Genomic DNA, 14,872 nt, shown 5'->3' on the forward strand with positions numbered 1-14,872 from the left:
TTGTATATTAAAACTGCATCGCAAACTGCAACCCCACAGCTCCATTTTGATATGACGGCAACAAAATACTGCTATTGCCATCCTTCTTTTTCAGATCAGCAGGCACATCGCGGTTCTTTTCTTTTTCGCGCCCGGCTTTAAACAGGCGGTTACGGATATATGGGTAAAGCAGGTAAGCCGCTTTAGTGCTTAAAATACCGAAGCCGGCCCCGGCTATCACATCGCTAAGCCAATGATCCTGGTGATAAATGCGTAGTATACCTGTTGTAGTGCCCAGGCCGTAACCAATAACGCTGTAGGCAATGGATTTATCGCCCAATTCCTGCGCCATAAACTCAGCGCCCACAAAGGCGTTGCTGGTATGACCCGATGGGAACGAAAGAAAATCGGAATTATCGGGCCGTAAACGGTGGGTAAGGTGTTTTAATGAAAATACTGATGCACCCATCATACCTTGCGCCAATACGTAAATGAGCGTCCGGTCTATAAAAGTGTTTTTCCCATGCACACCCACCAAATTTAGCCCATACACCAGGGCCACCGGCGAATACTGTATCACGTTCTCCATTTTGGTTGACGGCGTAGGGTTATGCTCGATAGCTTCGCGGTAGATCCATTTATCAAACCGGCGCAAGGGGTGTATGGCAAAAGTACCGGCACCATAACTGATCATGGCGATGGGCGGTATCATGGAGGCAGTCCGGCTGTGCAGGTGCTTTACGGTATCCGGCGCGGTGAACAGGTCTTTTTTCAGCGTATCGGCAATATTAACTTTTTTGGTAGTGTCGGTTTGTGCCTTTGCACCGAGTGTTATAAATGTCAGCAGTATAAAAATGTAACTTTTCAAAGAAGGTAGAATTAATTTGATAACAATAGTTTAACATACGTTGCGCAAGCAAAATAGTTTGCATTTGGCTGCGGATATGGTAAAAATTACAAGTTACTGTTTAATTCTGTAGTAATTTTGGAGAATAAGATAAGTAATAACGCATGACCTTATTGCACAGGCTGACTTGTTTTAAGTGCTTCCGCTATATCGGCACTAAAACAACTGGCATCCATTTCCACCACGGTACCATCAGGATTATTAACGGTCATAAAATGGCTGCCCCATTTTTCGAGGGCGTAAAATATGCCGGTCAGTTCTTTGCCTAATTCAGTATAAGCGTATTCTACCTTTGGGGGCACTACCGGGTAAACGGTGCGGAATATAATACCGTCTTCTTCCAGTTCGCGCAGTTGTTGGGTAAGTACTTTTTCGGTGATGCCTTTGGCGCCGCGTTTAATATCGGTATATCGTGCCGGGCCGGCCAGCAGTTGATTCAGTATCTTTAATTTCCATTTACCCTCTATCACGGTTAGCGCCGCTTCCATGGCGCAGGTATAATCAGCTTGTCGTTTTTTTGTCATATAAAATTTGGCCGATGCCTTTTAAATAAAATGGGGCCATAACCTACCAAAAAGTGCGTCCCTTACAAAATTGTGCCTTCTTGACGGGCGTTCAAATAAAGCGTCCCTTTGATGTATTAAAACATAAAAATATGAAAAAGTTAGCAGGTAAAACAGCAATAATAACAGGTGGTAACAGCGGTATTGGTTTAGCTACCGCCCACGAATTTATAGCACAGGGCGCAAAAGTGATCATCACAGGGCGCAACCAAAGCGCAATTAACGCGGCCCTGACCGAACTGGGCGAAAACGCCTACGGTATCGTATTCGACAGCGGCGATATGCAGCAGATCAAAAAACTGGCCGATCAAGTAAAAGCCTTTACTCCGAACATCGATATTATCTTTATCAACGCTGGTGTAGGTAAATTCAACTCGGTAGAGGGGATGGAAGAAGCCATGTTCGACGAGATCATGAACATTAACTTTAAAGGTGCTTATTTCACCTTGCAGCAGTTGTTGCCGCTGGTGAACGATGGCGGTTCGATCATCTTTAATACCTCTATCAATGCCCACATTGGTATGGCTGGTGCCAGCGTTTATGCAGCCAGCAAGGCCGCTTTATTGTCGTTGATCAAAAACCTTTCGGCCGAGTTATTGCCACGCCGCATCAGGGTAAACGCGGTAAGTCCGGGCCCGGTTGTTACCCCATTGCATAGTACAACTAAATTAGGTATCAGCGATGAGCAGTTACAGCAAATGGGCGAGGGGATAGTGAAACAAGTGCCGGTAGGTCGCTTTGGTACTTCGGAAGAAATAGCTAAAGTAGTATCCTTCTTCGCTTCGGATGATTCGACCTTTGTGCTGGGGGCCGAGTTGATAGCCGATGGTGGGATGTATACGCTATAAGCAGATTGATTCGCCCTATACAACTTGTCATTTCGAACGATAGTGAGAAATCTTATACGGCTATACTTATCGCCCGTATAAGATTTCTCCCGTTGGTCGAAATGACATTTTGCTTTATTAGAAGATACCCCAAACCTTAATCACCTTATCATCACCTGCGCTCAGTAACCGGTCGCCGTCCCAGGCCAGTTTGTTGATGGACAGGACGTGCGCCGGGTAGCCCTTCTCGCGGCTGATGGTCTTGATTAACCGGAAGTCTTCGGCATCCCATAGTTTGATGGTCTTATCCATACTGCCAGTAGCGAATATAGGCCGGGTAGGGTGGTAGCAGATATGATTGATGGCGAACAGATGCGCGGGCACATTCTTCACCAGCGTGAATGTTTGGGCATCCCAAACCTTCAACTGCGCATCGCGCGCGCCGGATAGGATATACCGGCCATCGGGCGAGTATTGCGTAGTGAACACTGCCATGGTGTGGCCCTGCATTGCGGTGATAGGTGTATAATCATCCAGATTAAAAACGCTTACCGAGTTATCGCGGCAGCCTAAAGCCATTTGCTTTTCATCGGGCGATACGGCTATGCTGCGGATGGTATCGTGCGATACCTTTACTGTATGCAGTAACTCCAAAGTATCCAGGTGCCATACTGATACGGTACCATCTTCAGATGCGACCAGCAATTCCTTTTTACCGGCTACCGACTTGATATCGAATACCGGTTTAAGGTGATGGTTCAGCCCTTTAATGAGTTTCTGCTGCAAAAAATCGAACACCAGTACCTGCCCGCTGCGTAACCCGGCGAATTGCAGCGGGTACCCCGCCGGGCAATGGATAGCATAAATAGAAGCATTGACAGGGAACATCACCTTGATAAAAGCAAATTCCTTCAGGCTCCATTCTACCAAACCCTTATCGTTACCCCCGCTGAATAGTATCCCCGGTTTTTGGGATAGTTCCAGCGTGTAGATAGGGTTGGAGTGGCCGCTTAGTTCGGTTATTTTTTCTATGGTCATTGTGCTTTTATAAGCTGTCATTGCGAGCGATAGCGTGGCAATCCCATAGGACAAGCAATGTGGACCTGCCTATGGGATCGCCGCGTCGCTGCGCTCCTCGCAATGACAAGTTGGTTATTTGTGCCGACTCTCCAAATTCTTCGCGATGGTCTCCAAACTCAATCCCTTCTCCCGCAACAGCACCAGCAGGTGAAACACCAGATCCGATGCTTCGTTGATCAGGTCGGTCTCGGTTTCGGCCAGTGCGGCTATCACGGTCTCTACACCTTCTTCGCCAACTTTTTGGGCTATCTTATTTAAACCTTTATTGCGCAGCTTGTTCACGTACGACCCTTCTACCGGGTTAGCGTACCTGTCGGCAATAATGTTCTCCAACTCGCTGATGAAGTTGTGGTTATACTCTGTATTAAAACAGCTGCGCGAACCGGTATGACAGGTAGGCCCATCGGCCTTTACCTTGATCAGGATGGTATCGTTATCGCAATCAACAAAGCTTTCCTTTACATGCAGAAAGTTGTTGCTGGTCTCACCTTTGGTCCACAAGCGTTTTTTAGAGCGCGAGTAGAATGTTACTATCTTTTCGGCCTGCGTTTTGTCCCAGGCTTCCTGGTCCATGTAGCCCAGCATCAGTACTTCCAGTGTCTGGGAATCCTGAATTACTACGGGTACTAAACCGTCGGCGCTTTTATTGAAGTCTATTTTCATTTTATCTTATTCTCTCATGTCATTGCGAGCGATAGCGCGGCAATCTCGTAGGTTGCTCTGCTTGCGACGAGATTGCCGCGTCGCTACGCTCCTCGCAATGACAAGTTGTTATTTATCCAATCTTCCTTTGTTATCACATAGACAACGCCCGGGTGGCAACCGCAATCGTCGTTTTGCGAATATGTTAAACCTAACTTTTTAAACACATTGATAGATGGCGCATTATCCACCATGGCCTTGCCAATTATCTTTTCCAACCCTAAAACCTTGAAGCCGTAATCTAAACTTGCTTTCGCGGCCTCGGTGGTATAGCCATATCCCCGATAACGTTTGATCAGGCGGTAACCAAGATCAACTTCGCCGCTATCCACCAAATACTTTAAGCCACACCAGCCAATGTACTCGCCGGTGGACTTAAGGAATACACTCAGTCGCCCCATTTGGTATCGCTCGTACTGATCATACCCTTTGATGAACGCTTCCGCATCTTCAATACTCTTGAAAGCTATATCGCCGGTGAAGCGCTGCACATCGGCATCCTGGTATAATTCAAACATACCAGGCGCGTCCTGCACTTCAAATGGGCGCATGGTCAGTCTTTCGGTTTCCAGGTTTAGTGACATGGTTGTTTGTTTTGCTTTCTTATATAATGTCATTTCGAACGATAGTGAGAAATCTTATACAGATGGCTTATCCCGCGTATAAGATTTCTCTTTCGCTCCCTCGCTCATCCTCGCCCTTGCTCTATCGTATGACAAGAGGTGAGGCTTTCGTCGCTACGCTCCTCGCAATGACAGATGCCGGTCTATCTAACCTCTATATTTCTACCTCTCAACTCCTGCTTCAGGTCGGGTATCAATATCTCGCCATAGTGAAATACCGATGCCGCCAATGCCGCATCTACATTGGTCTTTTCAAAAACATCCACAAAATGCGCTACCGAACCGGCCCCGCCCGAGGCGATGACCGGGACATGCACCGCATCGTTAACGGTTTTCAGCAGGCCGTTATCAAAACCAGCCTTGGTGCCATCATGATCCATAGATGTGAGCAATATCTCCCCCGCGCCACGGCTTTCGGCTTCCAGTATCCAGTTCAGTGTTTCTTTTTCAGTGGGGATGCGGCCGCCGTTAAGGTGTACGATGTTATTCGTGCCATCAAAACGGGTATCTACTGCCACCACTACGAACTGCACACCAAAAGCACGGGCTAATTCATTAATTAAAGCCGGTGTACGCACCGCGGCCGAGTTAATGGATATCTTATCTGCCCCGGCATTTAAAAGCGCTTCAGCGTCGGCTATTTCATTTATACCGCCACCTATAGTGAATGGGATATTGATCTGCCTTGCTACGGCTTTAACCAGGTCTATCATGGTCTTGCGGCGCTCGTGCGTGGCGGTAATATCAAGGAACACCAGTTCGTCGGCACCCTGCTGCGAGTAGTTCCATGCCAGTTCTACCGGGTCGCCGGCATCGCGCAGGTCAACAAAGTTTACGCCTTTTACCGTGCGGCCGTCTTTAACGTCGAGGCAGGGGATGATTCTTTTTGCAAGCATCTTTCGATTAGTTCTTCAATTCGTCATTGCGAGGTACGAAGCAATCTCTATGTTAGCAGGTCGGACTTGCTTATCCGCGCTGTATAGCTTAGAGATTGCTTCGTACCTCGCAATGACGTTGGGGGTAATGGTCGGCTCTGCGGGCCTTTATATACTTATCAACGATTTCAAATTCCAGTTCTGTATCTCTTCGATACTGATGCGCCCTTCGTAAATGGCTTTACCTACCACGCACGATTCTACCTTGATCTGGCTCAGTTGTTCGATGTCTTCCAGCGACGATACACCGCCTGATGCGATCAACTTGATGAAAGGGGAGTGGTCCAGTAGTTTTTTGTACAGATCTACACCCGCGCCGCCCAGTTTGCCGTCTTTATTGATATCGGTACACAGGAAGCGGAAGAAACCCAGTGAAAGGCACTTGTCAACATAATCCATCAGTTTAATGGGCGAGCTTTCCATCCAGCCCGAGTATTTGATCACTTCGTCCAGCACGTCGATAGCGATCACTACCTGGTCCGAACATTTGTCTTTACCGCAGATGGCCTTGCTCAGGTCGGTTAAAAAAGATGGGTTGGTGATGGCCTGGGTACCCACAATAACGCGGTGAATGCCGGCCTCTATCAGCTCTTTCACTTTATCGATACTGCGGATGCCGCCGCCGTATTGCACCTTCATATCGGTTTTGCGGATCACATTGAACAGGTATTCCTGATTGCTGAAATCGTTCTTTGCGCCGTTAAGGTCTATCACGTGGATGAAGTTGGTACCATTGCTCTGGTACTTCTCTATCATTTCTTCCAGGCTTACATCGTAATTGGTTACCTGGCTATAGTCGCCTTCGCGCAGGCGCACTACCTTTTTATCTAAAATATCTATAGCGGGAATAATGTACATAGTCGTCAGATCTTTGAAAAGTTAGTTAAGAGGGTCTCCCCGTATATGCCCGATTTCTCGGGATGAAATTGTACCCCATAAAAATTATCCCGCCAAATTGATGCCGAAAATTTTAAACTGTATTCAGTTGAGGCTAAAGTGTATGCTTCGTTGTACTCAATAAAGTATGAATGTACAAAGTAAAAGTGGGTATCGGCCGGAATATTTTGGAAAAGCGGGTTATCACGCTCGCTGTGAACCCGGTTCCAGCCCGTGTGCGGAACCTTATATTCGGCACTATCGGCAAAACGCATGGTCTTCACCGGGATAATATTCAGCAGGCTGGCATCGCCCTCTTCGGAGTGCGCAGTTAGCAATTGCATGCCCACGCAGATACCCAGTGTGGGTTTCTGCAACTTTTGTATGTATGCCACCAGCCCCGTCTGTTCTAATTTAGCCATGGCCGCACCTGCATGACCCACACCCGGGATGATGTAACGGTCATAAAGGTCAAAATCGGCAGGTTTTTCTATCATTCCATAACTGATGCCCAGCCTATCTAAAGCTGAACATAAAGAGAAAATATTACCTGCGCCGTATTGGACTATACCTATCATTTTGTTTTTAGATTCAAGAGCAGAGAGTCAAGAATCAAGATAACGCAGAGGTCTTAATTCTTGACTCTCTGCTCTTGACTCTCTTATAAAACCCCTTTAGTACTCGGTAAAACCATATTGTTCACATCGCGCTTTACGGCCATTTTAATGGCTTTGGCAAAGGCTTTAAATATCGCTTCTATCTTGTGGTGCTCGTTCTGCCCCTCGGCTTTGATATTGAGGTTGCACTTAGCGGCATCGCTGAACGATTTAAAGAAATGGTAGAACATCTCCGTTGGCATTTCGCCTACCTTTTCGCGTTTAAATTCGGCATCCCAGACTATCCAGTTGCGGCCGCCAAAGTCGATAGCTACCTGCGCCAGGCAATCGTCCATAGGCAGGCAGAAGCCATAGCGTTCTATGCCGCGTTTATCGCCCAGTGCTTTGGCAAATAATTCGCCCAGGGCAATGCCAGTATCTTCAATGGTGTGGTGCTCGTCGATATGCAGGTCGCCTTTGGCGGTAATGTCCAAATCGATGCTACCATGGCGGGCGATCTGATCAAGCATATGATCAAAGAAATGCAGACCGGTACTGATCTTCGCCTCGCCTTTGCCATCAAGGTTAACGCGGATATCAATGTCTGTTTCCTTAGTAGTACGGCGATGGGCGGCCACGCGTTCGCCCACTTTTAAAAACTCGTATATCTGCTGCCAATCGGTAGTTTGCAGGGCAATAGTGCCGCTTACTTCTTCGGCAAAGGCCTTATCGTCAAACTCCTGCCCGCCTAAATTACTGTTATTATTTAGCCAAATGGCCTTAGCGCCTAAATTCCTGCCCAGTAACACATCGTTTTTGCGGTCGCCAATAGTGTACGAGTTCTTCAAGTCGTACTTTTCGGTATCGAAGTATTGGGTCAATAGGGCAGTCCCCGGCTTGCGGGTAGGGGCGTTGTCTTTAGCAAAAGTGCGGTCGACAATCACATTGCTGAAATGCACCCCCTCGTTAGCAAAAGTCTTTAGTACAAAGTTCTGTACCGGCCAGAAAGTATCCTCGGGGTACACGGCCGTGCCCAGGCCATCCTGGTTGGTCACCATCACCAGTTCAAAGTCCAGTTCGGCGGCTATCTTGGGGAGGTATTGCAGTGCCTTAGGGTAAAACTCCAGCTTGGCGAACGAGTCGATCTGTTCATCGGCAGGCTCGGTGATCAAGGTGCCATCACGGTCGATGAAAAGGATGCGTTTTAAATTATTCATATTTTGATAAAGTCTCTATCAGTTTAACATTCTCATCCGGTGTACCCACAGTAATGCGAAGCGCGCCCTCGCAAAGTTCTACCTTGGTGCGGTTGCGTACAATAATGCCGTTTTGCACCAGGTAGTTGTAAATTCCATTGGCATCGGTTGTTTTTACCAGGATAAAATTAGCGTCGGATGGGTAGATATCCAGCACAAAATTAAATTTGGCCAGTTGTAATACTAACTTGTCCCGCTCAGTTAAAGTCTCTTTTATCCAATCGTTTACCTGTGTTACATTTTGCAATGCTTCAAGTGCTAATGCCTGCGATGCCTCGTTCATATTGTAAGGTGGCTTTACCTTGTTCATCACTTCTATGATCTCTTCGCTGGCGAAAGCCATGCCTACACGCAAGCCCGCCAGGCCCCATGCTTTCGACAAGGTTTGCATCACCACCAGGTTGCTGTATTCGGTCAGTTCCTGTATAAAGCTTTTCTGGCGGCTGAAGTTAATATAGGCCTCATCTACCACTACCAGTCCGCTGAAATTGGCCAGCAGGGTCTCCACATCGGCACGTTCCATCGAGTTGCCGGTAGGGTTATTGGGAGAGCATATCCAGATGATCTTGGTATGTTCATCAATGTTACCTGCAATGGCATCCACATCCAGCTGGTAGTCTTCAGTAAGCGGCACGCGGCGCAGGGCCACATCGTTGATATTGGCCGATACCTCGTACATGCCATAAGTAGGCGGAACGATGATCACGTTATCTACCCCCGGGTTGCAGAAGCTGCGGTACAGGATATCAATGGCCTCGTCGCTGCCGTTGCCTAAAAAGATATTGCGGGGTGGCACGCCTTTTATCTCGCTGAGGCGCTTTTTAACGGCGTACTGCAGCGGATCGGGGTAGCGGTTATAGTTGGTGCCCAACGGCGAACCGTAAGCATTCTCATTGGCATCTAAATAAACGCTGGCCTCGCCCTTAAACTCGTCCCGTGCGGAAGAGTAGGGGGTAAGGTTTTTGATATTGGGTCTTAGTATTTTGTTAATGTCGAACATTTCTTTTCTTTAAATTTTAAAACCTGTCATTGCGAGCGATAGCGTGGCAATCTCGTAGTGGGTTTACATGCGACGAGATTGCCGCGTCGCCCTCCCGCTCATGGCCGGTCAGCTCCTCGCAATGACAAACTATTGATTATCATTCAACCGCACACTCACCGCATTTTTATGCGCATGCAAACCCTCCATCTCCGCCAGTATCTCTACCGCCGGGCCGATGTTCTGTATGCCCTCGGGCGTGATATGCTGGAAGGTGATCTTTTTCACAAACGAATCAACCGATACCCCCGAATAGGCCCGCGCATAGGCGCTGGTGGGCAGGGTATGGTTGGTGCCCGATGCATAGTCGCCCGCGCTTTCGGGCGTAAGGTTACCCAGGAATACCGAGCCTGCGTTAATAATGCTTCCGGTGATCTGTTGCCAGTACTCGGTAGCCAGTATGAGGTGCTCCGGAGCGTAGGTATTACTAAAAGTTATGGCCTCGTTTAGGTCATTTACCAGTACGGCGTACGAGTTATCGATGGCCTGCCGTGCTATCTCGGCACGTGGCAGTACACCCAGTTGTAGTTCTACTTCAGCTATCGCATCAGTTAAAATTTTACTTGATGTAGAAACCAAAATTGATTGAGAATCAATACCATGTTCTGCCTGCGCTAAAAGGTCGGCGGCAATGTATGCCGAATTGGCAGTCTCATCGGCGATTACTAAAACCTCCGACGGACCCGCCGGCATGTCGATGGCGGTGGTAGTTGTCGACTGGATGATGGTCTTGGCCTTGGTGACAAATTGGTTGCCCGGGCCGAAGATCTTGTCGACCTTAGAAATGCTTTTTGTGCCATACGCCATGGCCGCAATGGCCTGCGCGCCGCCCGCTAAATAGATGCGTTCCACCCCCAGCAGACCGGCCACGTAGGCGATGAAAGCGTTCACTTTTCCGTTCTTCTGCGGTGGCGAACAAACAACAATTTCGTGGCAGCCGGCAATGCGGGCGGGGATGCCCAACATTAAGAAAGTGCTCGGCAAAACCGCCGAACCGCCCGGGATGTACAGCCCCACTTTTTCTATCGGCCGCGCCTCGCGCCAGCAGCTAACGCCGGGCATGGTCTCTACCCTGTCCTCGGCCTTAACCTGCGTTTGGTGAAATTTGTAAATGTTGTTATAGGCCGTTTGCAGTGCCGACTTTTGGTCGTCGGATAGCGTAGTGGCCAGCTCGGCCAGTTCGTCTTTATCCAGGTACAACTTGTCCAGGTCTACCTTGTCAAATTTTTTGGCGTAGCCTATTAAAGCATCATCGCCATACTCGCGTACGTTGGCTATCACTTCTTCCACCACGGCACGTATCTCGTTCGCCGGGTCAACATTGCGCTGCACTAACCGCTCGATGTCTTGCTTATTTAGATCGGAATAATTATAAACTTTCATAAAATTCATTCTAAATCCTTAAACCCCCTAACCCCCTAAAGGGGGAATAGAAGGTAGCTCCCCATAATTGTTATTCTATCATTTGCATATCTGCACATTCGCACATCTGCACATTCACTCCCCCTCTAGGGGGCTGGGGGGCTGTGTATTTACGGCCTGCCACATATTTTCTCTATCGGCATCACCAGTATGCCCTGCGCACCAAGTTTCCTTAATTGGCTTATCTTGGTCCAAAAGTCGCGTTCCTCTATTACCGTGTGCACGGCCACCCAGCCCTCTTCGGCCAGCGGCACTACCGACGGGCTTTTTATCCCCGGCAGCAGTTCCAGTATGCCCGGCAGGCTATCCTTCGGCGCGTTCATCACCACGTATTTTTTGTCCTTAGCGTCTAATACCGATTGGATGCGTTGGATCAGTTCCTGCACCAGGTCGTCTTGCTCTATGCCTTCCCGGCCAATCAGGATAGCCTGGCTCGACATTACATCGGCAAAAGGTTTAAGGCCGTTGCTTTTCAGCGTGCCACCGGTAGATACGATATCACATATCGCATCGCTTAAACCCAGGCCCGGCGCAATCTCTACCGAACCAGATATGGTGCGGATATCTGATGAAATCCCGTTCTTTTGTAAAAATTTACCCAAAATTACGGGATACGAGGTAGCAATTGATTTGCCATTAAGGCCAGACAGGTCGGTGATCTCGGAGTTATTGGTGATGGCTAATTTCAGCGAGCATTTGCCAAAACCAAGTTCTTGCAGGTATTTTACCTGTACTTCGGTTTCCTCTATTACATTCTCGCCAACTATACCCAGGTCGGCAATACCATCCTGAACATATTCGGGGATATCATCATCGCGCAGAAAAAGAATTTCCAGCGGGAAATTAGAAACTGGTGCTATCAGCGAGCTTTTGTAGTTTTCGAAATTTAAGCCGCAATTTTTTAGCAGTTCAACAGACTTTTCGTTGAGCCGACCCGATTTTTGGATCGCTATTTTAAGTGTTTTCAAAAGGGATTGATTTTGTGTAAACTATAATGAATAAAAACGAGGGTTGTTATTTCGCGTAGAAACATACATTTATCTGATCACCACAACGTGGTGATGGTGCAGATGGAAATGTAGTGCGTAACCGTTCATTTTTTTATAGCCTTACTGAGAAGGTGCCGCAAATATATACAGATATTTATAAAATCAAAAAATAATATACTGTTTTGGTAGACATTTGGTGTTAATGGTTTGCGTTCTGGCAATTTAACCACAAAGTGCACTAAGGTTTGCACAAAGTACACAAAGGCATTGTGTATCTTAATTTCTCTTCTTAATAGATAATAAAAGCTTTGTGACCTTTGTGTTTCCTCTTCTTAGTGCCCTTTGTGGTTAAATCGCCACTCCAACCGCCACCCATGCTTTCCACATAATACCAACTTTTCCACAAATCCCTATATCGCCCGCTAATGCATTAACTTTACCCGTTTAACAAAAAGGAGCACATTTGGCTAAGAGCGATACCAAGGAAACGCCGTTAATGCAGCAGTATAACCAGATCAAGGTGAAGTACCCCGGTGCTTTGCTGCTGTTTCGCGTGGGCGATTTTTACGAGACCTTTGGCGAGGATGCCGTTAAGGCATCGGGTATTTTGGGTATCGTACTAACCAAAAGGGCCAATGGCGCGGCTACGCACATCGAGTTGGCCGGTTTCCCTCACCATTCGCTGGAAACGTATTTGCCCAAACTGGTACGCGCGGGACAAAGGGTAGCCATCTGCGATCAGCTGGAAGACCCAAAGACCACCAAGACCATCGTTAAGCGTGGTGTTACCGAACTGGTTACCCCCGGTGTGGCCATCAGCGATAATATCCTGCAACAAAAAAGCAATAACTACCTTGCATCGCTGTATTTCGAGAAGAATACCATCGGCATTGCCTTTATAGATATCTCTACCGGCGAGTTCCTGACCGCACAAGGCAATAGCGATTATATCGATAAGCTGCTGCAGGGCTTCAACCCCAGCGAGATCATTTATCCCAAAACCCGTAACAAGGATTTTAAAGACCTTTACGGCGACCGCTTTTATACCTACATGCTGGATGAATGGCCTTACAGCGGCGATTATCCGCAGGAGACGCTGTTGAAGCATTTCGGGGTAAAATCGCTTAAAGGTTTCGGTATCGATAAACTGAATTTGGGCATTGTGGCCGCCGGTGTGGCGCTGCACTACCTCAACGAGACCGAACACCGCAACCTGCAGCATATCTCGTCCATCAGCAGGCTGGAAGAAGACCGTTACCTGTGGCTGGATAGGTTCAGCATCCGCAACCTTGAACTGGTAGGTTCGCACAACGAGAATGCCATGACACTGGTAGATGTGCTGGATAATACCTGCTCGCCCATGGGTGCCCGTATGCTGCGCCGCTGGATAGTGATGCCGCTAAAGGAAATTAAGCCAATAAACGACCGCCTTGGTGTGGTAGAATACCTGATCGCTTATGATGAACTGCGCGAAGAATTGCAGCAACACATCCGCCAGATAGGCGACCTGGAAAGACTGATCAGTAAGATAGGCCTGCAACGCGCCAACCCGCGCGAGGTTTGTCAGCTGAAAAAAGCCCTGAAAGCCATTGAGCAGATAAAGATAATCGCCGAGGGGACGGAAAGCGCACCGCTAAAGTCGATAGGCAGCCAGTTGAACCCTTGCAGCTTTATCAGCGAACGCATAGAAAAAGAACTTCACCCCGAGCCGCCAATTATGCTGGCCAAAGGCGGGGTAATGGCCGAGGGTATTAACGAGGAGTTAGACCGCCTGCGCAAGATCGCTTTTGGCGGTAAGGGTTATTTACTGGAGATACAAAAGCGCGAGGCCGAAGCTACGGGAATCCCATCGCTTAAAGTGGCTTTTAATAACGTGTTCGGGTATTATTTGGAAGTGACGCATAGTCACCGCGACAAAGTGCCTGCCGAATGGATACGCAAGCAAACGCTGGTGAACGCTGAACGCTACATCACCCCCGAACTGAAGGAATACGAAGACCAGATATTGGGTGCCGAAGAAAAGATCCTGGCGCTGGAGACCAAGTTGTATAACGACCTGCTTTACTCGCTGGCCGAATATATTAAACCTATACAACTTAACGCCAATTTGGTGGCTCGATTGGATGTGCTGCTCAACTTCGCGCATATCGCTATAAAAAATTATTACGTTAAGCCCCAACTGAACGAGGGCCGCGTGATCGATATTAAAGGCGGCCGCCACCCGGTTATAGAGAAGAACCTGCCGCTAGGCGAATCGTACATTACCAATGATGTTTTCCTTGATTCGGAAGGACAGCAGATCATTATCATTACCGGTCCTAACATGGCGGGTAAATCGGCACTATTAAGGCAAACAGGCCTCATTGTGCTGATGGCGCAGATGGGCTGTTTTGTGCCAGCTAAAGAAACATCGATAGGTTTGGTGGATAAGATATTTACCAGGGTAGGGGCATCGGATAACCTGTCATCAGGCGAATCGACCTTTATGGTGGAGATGAACGAGACGGCCAGCATCCTCAATAACCTGTCCGACCGCAGCCTGATCCTGCTGGACGAGATCGGTCGCGGTACATCAACTTACGATGGTATCTCTATAGCCTGGGCCATTGCCGAGTACCTGCACAACCACCCTAACTATAAGGCTAAAACGCTGTTCGCTACGCACTACCACGAATTGAACGAATTGAGCAATACCTTCCCGCGTATTAAGAACTTTAATGTGACGGTGAAAGAGGTAGGCCACCAGATCATCTTCCTGCGCAAGCTGGTACCCGGCGGTAGCGAACACAGTTTTGGTATCCACGTGGCCAAACTGGCCGGTATGCCGGGTAAAGTGCTTAGTCGCGCCAACGAGATACTAAAGAAACTGGAGAATGAACGCACCGGCGGCGAAAGCATTAAAGAAAGCATGAAGAAAGTGCAGAAGCAAGCCCTGCAACTGCAAATGTTCTCGATAGATGACCCGATCCTGGTAAAGATCCGCGATACGCTCAACAATCTCGATGTAAATACCCTCACCCCGGTAGAAGCCATGATGAAGCTGGATGAAATACAGCGGATGATAAAAAGCTAAAAGCC

The 14,872-nt window shown here is 48.1% G+C and carries 14 protein-coding genes; 2 read left to right on the forward strand and 12 right to left on the reverse strand.

The annotated features are described in order from the left end of the window. Positions 1–7 precede the first annotated feature (7 nt). Complete coding sequence (locus HQ865_RS06850) at positions 8–847, reverse strand: phosphatase PAP2 family protein (protein ID WP_173414175.1); 840 nt, start codon at positions 845–847, stop codon at positions 8–10. 149 nt (positions 848–996) lie between these two features. Beyond that, positions 997–1,410: a winged helix-turn-helix transcriptional regulator gene (locus HQ865_RS06855; RefSeq protein WP_173414176.1), complete on the reverse strand. Its 414-nt coding sequence runs from the start codon at positions 1,408–1,410 to the stop codon at positions 997–999. Between the two features lie 131 nt (positions 1,411–1,541). On the opposite strand from HQ865_RS06855, the gene HQ865_RS06860 reads away from it, so the two are divergent. Beyond that, a complete protein-coding gene (locus HQ865_RS06860; protein ID WP_173414177.1) occupies positions 1,542–2,297 on the forward strand; it encodes an SDR family oxidoreductase in 756 nt (251 codons plus the stop codon). 117 nt (positions 2,298–2,414) lie between these two features. Here HQ865_RS06860 and HQ865_RS06865 read toward each other — a convergent pair whose 3' ends face one another. From HQ865_RS06865 to hisG, 10 genes are all read right to left on the reverse strand, one after another. After that, the gene (locus HQ865_RS06865) at positions 2,415–3,314 is read right to left on the reverse strand and encodes a WD40 repeat domain-containing protein (RefSeq protein WP_173414178.1); all 900 of its coding nucleotides are present in this window, start codon (positions 3,312–3,314) and stop codon (positions 2,415–2,417) included. Between the two features lie 114 nt (positions 3,315–3,428). Then, positions 3,429–4,019 carry a bifunctional phosphoribosyl-AMP cyclohydrolase/phosphoribosyl-ATP diphosphatase HisIE gene (gene hisIE / locus HQ865_RS06870; protein ID WP_173414179.1) on the reverse strand — a complete coding sequence of 197 codons (591 nt, stop codon included), beginning with the start codon at positions 4,017–4,019 and terminating at the stop codon, positions 3,429–3,431. An 83-nt stretch (positions 4,020–4,102) separates the two neighbouring features. After that, positions 4,103–4,642 (reverse strand): GNAT family N-acetyltransferase, encoded by a 540-nt coding sequence (locus HQ865_RS06875; RefSeq protein ID WP_173414180.1) that lies wholly within the window; start codon positions 4,640–4,642, stop codon positions 4,103–4,105. A gap of 182 nt (positions 4,643–4,824) precedes the next feature. Further along, positions 4,825–5,577, reverse strand: coding sequence for an imidazole glycerol phosphate synthase subunit HisF (gene hisF, locus HQ865_RS06880; protein ID WP_173414181.1), 753 nt, complete (start codon positions 5,575–5,577; stop codon positions 4,825–4,827). Positions 5,578–5,724: 147 nt separating this feature from the next. After that, positions 5,725–6,474 carry a 1-(5-phosphoribosyl)-5-[(5-phosphoribosylamino)methylideneamino]imidazole-4-carboxamide isomerase gene (locus HQ865_RS06885; protein ID WP_173414182.1) on the reverse strand — a complete coding sequence of 250 codons (750 nt, stop codon included), beginning with the start codon at positions 6,472–6,474 and terminating at the stop codon, positions 5,725–5,727. Positions 6,475–6,479: 5 nt separating this feature from the next. Further along, positions 6,480–7,070 (reverse strand): imidazole glycerol phosphate synthase subunit HisH, encoded by a 591-nt coding sequence (gene hisH, locus HQ865_RS06890; protein WP_173414183.1) that lies wholly within the window; start codon positions 7,068–7,070, stop codon positions 6,480–6,482. 83 nt (positions 7,071–7,153) lie between these two features. Then, positions 7,154–8,305 (reverse strand): bifunctional histidinol-phosphatase/imidazoleglycerol-phosphate dehydratase HisB, encoded by a 1,152-nt coding sequence (gene hisB / locus HQ865_RS06895; protein WP_173414184.1) that lies wholly within the window; start codon positions 8,303–8,305, stop codon positions 7,154–7,156. Beyond that, positions 8,298–9,344: a histidinol-phosphate transaminase gene (gene hisC / locus HQ865_RS06900; RefSeq protein ID WP_173414185.1), complete on the reverse strand. Its 1,047-nt coding sequence runs from the start codon at positions 9,342–9,344 to the stop codon at positions 8,298–8,300. The genes hisB and hisC overlap by 8 nt, the downstream gene beginning before the upstream one ends. A gap of 129 nt (positions 9,345–9,473) precedes the next feature. Then, the gene (hisD, locus tag HQ865_RS06905) at positions 9,474–10,766 is read right to left on the reverse strand and encodes a histidinol dehydrogenase (RefSeq protein ID WP_173414186.1); all 1,293 of its coding nucleotides are present in this window, start codon (positions 10,764–10,766) and stop codon (positions 9,474–9,476) included. Positions 10,767–10,915: 149 nt separating this feature from the next. Continuing rightward, entirely contained in the window at positions 10,916–11,773 is an 858-nt protein-coding gene (gene hisG / locus HQ865_RS06910) for an ATP phosphoribosyltransferase (RefSeq protein ID WP_173414187.1), read from the reverse strand. Between the two features lie 484 nt (positions 11,774–12,257). On the opposite strand from hisG, the gene mutS reads away from it, so the two are divergent. Next, complete coding sequence (gene mutS / locus HQ865_RS06915) at positions 12,258–14,867, forward strand: DNA mismatch repair protein MutS (protein ID WP_173414188.1); 2,610 nt, start codon at positions 12,258–12,260, stop codon at positions 14,865–14,867. The last annotated feature ends 5 nt before the right edge of the window (positions 14,868–14,872 follow it).

The organism is Mucilaginibacter mali (assembly GCF_013283875.1).
GTDB classification, from domain to species: Bacteria; Bacteroidota; Bacteroidia; order Sphingobacteriales; family Sphingobacteriaceae; genus Mucilaginibacter; species Mucilaginibacter mali.